Annotated in this window: 4 protein-coding genes; 2 read left to right on the forward strand and 2 right to left on the reverse strand. The window is 60.6% G+C overall.

The genetic code is table 11. From position 1 onward, the window contains the following. On the reverse strand, positions 1–568 hold a 568-nt coding region (locus H1Y01_RS07880; protein ID WP_180539894.1), incomplete at its 3' end, for a beta-galactosidase. Between the two features lie 123 nt (positions 569–691). On the opposite strand from H1Y01_RS07880, the gene H1Y01_RS07885 reads away from it, so the two are divergent. After that, positions 692–1066 carry an FmdB family zinc ribbon protein gene (locus tag H1Y01_RS07885; RefSeq protein ID WP_180539895.1) on the forward strand — a complete coding sequence of 125 codons (375 nt, stop codon included), beginning with the start codon at positions 692–694 and terminating at the stop codon, positions 1064–1066. On the opposite strand, the gene H1Y01_RS07890 is transcribed toward H1Y01_RS07885, so the two are convergent. Further along, positions 1063–2835 (reverse strand): glycoside hydrolase family 3 protein, encoded by a 1773-nt coding sequence (locus H1Y01_RS07890; protein ID WP_219341372.1) that lies wholly within the window; start codon positions 2833–2835, stop codon positions 1063–1065. The genes H1Y01_RS07885 and H1Y01_RS07890 overlap by 4 nt on opposite strands. An 85-nt stretch (positions 2836–2920) precedes the next feature. Between H1Y01_RS07890 and H1Y01_RS07895 the strand changes: the two genes are divergently transcribed. Continuing rightward, a partial coding sequence (locus H1Y01_RS07895) for a Gfo/Idh/MocA family protein (protein WP_180539897.1) occupies positions 2921–3972 on the forward strand: 1052 nt, incomplete at its 3' end.

Consider the following 3972-nt stretch of genomic DNA (forward strand, 5'->3'; position numbering starts at 1 on the left):
CCTTCTGCACCTCCGGTCCGCTAACGCGATACGACTTAGTCTCGTTGTCGAGTTGAAAACCGATTACCGCAGACTCATCCTTCACATGCTCCACGAGGTGTCGAATCACGCGCTCCGCATAGAAGCGGAAGTGGCTGTTTGTGATGTCCATGTTTTGACGAGTGCCATATAGGTTCTGCCCGCCAGCAGTTATAGCCAGAACATCCGGATGTTCCCGCGCGAGCCAGGTCGGGATGGCGTAAGTCGGAGTACCAACAATGACATGAATCCCGGCCCCGGACATAGCTTTGATGACGCGGTCGACATGCGAGTAGTCGAACGCGCCGTCACGCGGCTCCAGTGTTCCCCAGGTAGATTCAGCAATGCGGACGACATTGATGCCGGCAGCTTTCATCATCCGCACGTCTTCCTGCAGGCGATCGTAAGGCGCATATTCCTCGTAGTAGGCCGCGCCGTACAAGATCGTATCTGCGCCGGTTAGTGTCGTAGAGTTCAGCAGCAGCAATGCCGCCGAGGCGCTCACGACCCCGATGCACCTGATCACGGAACAGCCCCCAGCTTTTCGCATGCGTACATTGTATGGGTCCACCGAAATCCCGGCGTCAATCGCCAGACCTCACTCCGAGCCCGACCGAAAGGGAGGGTCCGCCCTGAGACAACTCCCGCCCTTGTTACACTCAAGTCAGGTCCCATGCCGCTGTACGAATACCATTGCGATCACTGCGGTAAACGCTTCGAAGTCCTGCAAAAGTTCTCCGACGCTCCGCTCACCACGCACGCTGAATGCGGAGGAGGCCCCGTCGAAAAGCTCATATCCACCTCCTCGTTCCAGCTCAAAGGCAGCGGATGGTACGTCAACGACTACGGCAAGGGAAGCGGCAACGGCGAAGCCAAAGCCGAAGCTAAAGCCGAAGCGAAGGGCAAGTCCGACTCCGACTCGAAGTCCGATTCCAGCTCAGACTCGAAGCCGAAGACGGAAACCAAGTCCGAGTCGAAATCGGATTCATCGTCCTCCGCCAGCTCAACGCCGGCGGCGTCCTCAACCGGCAAGTCCGATAAATCCTAGTAGCTCAGTCCGTAACCCAGCGGGAACATCGTCTGATAGCCGGGGTCTCCGCGGCGCAGCGACGTTGAACTCGCCTTCGGCCAGGTGAACGACAGTTTGCCTTGCGGCTTCGCATCGCCGAAGAGCACATCGGTCACTCCAGCGCCCTCCGTGCCCGGCAGCCACGCCGCCACCCACGCATCCGCCTGTCCAATAGCATCGTCGATCAGAAGCGGCCGTCCGGAAATCAGCACAACCGCGACCGGAATCCCCGCTTTCTTCATGTTCGCGAGCGCCTTGCGGTCATCCGCATCCAGCCGCAACTGCGCAATCGTACGGTCGCCGAACATCTCCGCATAAGGCTTCTCGCCGATCACCAGCACGCCCACATCGGCGCCTTCCGCTCCGGTTCCGTCAACCGAATAGGTGACCTGCGTCGCCGGGCTCACCGCTTTCGTCATCGCCTGACGGATCGTCGTTCCCGTGGTAGGCGTGCCGCTCTGCCCTTGCCATGTGATCGTCCAGCCGCCGCACTGATTCCCCAGGTCGTCCGCATTCTTGCCCGCGATGTGGATGCGCTTCGCCGTCTTCGATAGCGGCAGCACATGGTTGTCATTCTTCAAAAGCACCAGCGATTCCTGAACGGCCTGCCGCGCCACCGCGCGATGTTCCGCCGACCCGAAATCCTTCTGCAGGGTGCGATCCGCCATCACCGACGGGTTCGGCGCCAGCAATCCCATCGCGGCTTTCACGCGCAGAATCCGCAGCACCGCGTCATCGATGCGTGTCATCGGCACCGTCCCGTCGGTCACCAGCTTCTTCAGATCGTTGAAGAACTCCACATAGCGCTCCGGAATCATGAACATGTCCATCCCGGCCATGACGGATTGCCGGATCTTCTCGGTATACGTCGCGCCGGGGATCTCATCGATCGCGTTGTAATCCGAAATCAGGAAGCCCTGGAATCCCATCTGGTCCTTCAACAGGTCGGTCAGCAGATGCTTATGCGCCGAGCACCGAATGCCGTTCCAACTGCTATAGCTGGGCATGATGGTTCCCGCGCCCGCGCGAATGGCGCTGGCATACTGCGTCAGAAAGAGCCGTTTGAATTCGGCATCGTCCATCACGACGTTGCCGTGATCCATCTTGCCGTTGAGACCGGTTCCCCACAGCGTGCCGCCGTCTCCCGCCGCGTGTTTCGCGCACGCGAGCACTTGCCTCGGCCCGGTTAGATCGCTGCCCTGTAAGCCGCGCACCGCTGCTTCGCCGAGCGGCGTCACGATCTCCGGAGTCTCGCCAAAACCTTCGTAGCTGCGGCCCCATCGGATATCCTGCGGCGCCGCGATGCACGGTGAGAAGGCCCACTGGATTCCCGTCGCGCGCGTTTCATCCGCCACGATGGCCGAGATCTTCTCCACCAGCGCCGCATCGCGCGTGGCGCCCAGCCCGATGTTATGCGGGAAGATCACCGCGCCTTCCAGGTTGCTGTTTCCATGCACCGAATCGATCCCATACAGCAGCGGAATCTTCAATCGCGTCTGCATGGCGCGCCCCTGCAGCTTGTTGTAGAGGTTCGTCCACGACTGCAGATCGTTGCCCGTGGCCGGGTCCGAATCGCCGCCGCTCAGGATCGATCCGAAGTGATACGTCTCGATCTCGTCAATACTCTTGAGGAACTTCTGATCCGGCTGCAGCATCTGTCCGATCTTTTCGTCGAGCGTCATCTTGCTCATCACGGCGCGCGCTTGCGGGTCGTACTGCGCGTAATCGGCGGGTCCTGCTGCATTCATAATGAAAGCCGCGCACAGGGCGGCGATAGCGATTCGGTGGAGGCACATCAGTAAGCAGTGTAATCGAGCGATATAATCCGGACACATGGCTACCCGGCGTCATTTCCTAAAAGCTGCGGCAGGAGCGTCACTCGCCGCAGGTATTGCTCAAGCGCAGCGCACGATCTCCGCGAACGACAACGTGCAGATCGCGCTCATCGGCTGCGGAGGCATGGGTTCGGGCGACGTCGAATCTTCGTTGAGGGTTGGCGGCACGAAGTTAGTCGCCGTCTCGGACGTTTACGATGGCCGCCTTACTCACGCGAAGGAGCGCTGGGGCAACGACGTCTTCACCACGCGCCATTACGAAGAAGTGCTGGCGCGTCCGGATGTCGACGCCGTCATTATCGGGACGCCGGATCACTGGCACGACATCATCTCGATCGCCGCCATGAACGCGGGGAAGGACGTCTACTGCGAGAAGCCGATGGTGCAGCAGATCCCGTTCGGTCCGCCGGTGATCGAAGCGCAGAAGAAGACCGGCCGCATCATGCAGGTGGGCAGCCAGCGCGTGAGTTCGATTGTCTACAAGAAAGCGCAAGAGCTGATGAAGCAGGGTGCGATCGGCGAGTTCAACATGGTGGAGGCGTGGTGGGATCGCAATTCCGCCATCGGCGCGTGGCAGTATTCGATTCCGCCCGACGCGTCGACCGAGACCATTGACTGGCCGCGTTTCGAAGGCCGCGCGCCCAAGCACGAGTTCGATTCCAGGCGCGTCTTCCGCTGGCGCAATTACCGGGACTACGGAACCGGAGTGGCGGGCGATCTGTTCGTACATTTGTTCAGCGGGATGCACTTCGTGACCGAATCGATCGGACCTTCGCGCGTGTATTCGACGGGCGGCATCCGCTTTTGGCGCGATGGGCGCGACGTTCCCGACCTGCTCCTCGCCGTCTGCGACTACGAGAAGACGGACACGCATCCGGCCTTCAATCTTTCACTGCGCGTCAACTTCGAAGATGGATCGAGCGAGAACTCCGGCTTCCGCTTCATCGGTTCGGACGGGATCCTGACGATCGATCGCGGCGTCACCATCACGCGCGCGCCGCGGGAAAGCGAACCCGGGTTCACGATCGATACCTTCGCGAATGCAACACA

It is taken from the genome of Nevskia soli (genome assembly GCF_903970205.1).
Lineage (GTDB): Bacteria > Acidobacteriota > Terriglobia > Bryobacterales > Bryobacteraceae > Bog-113.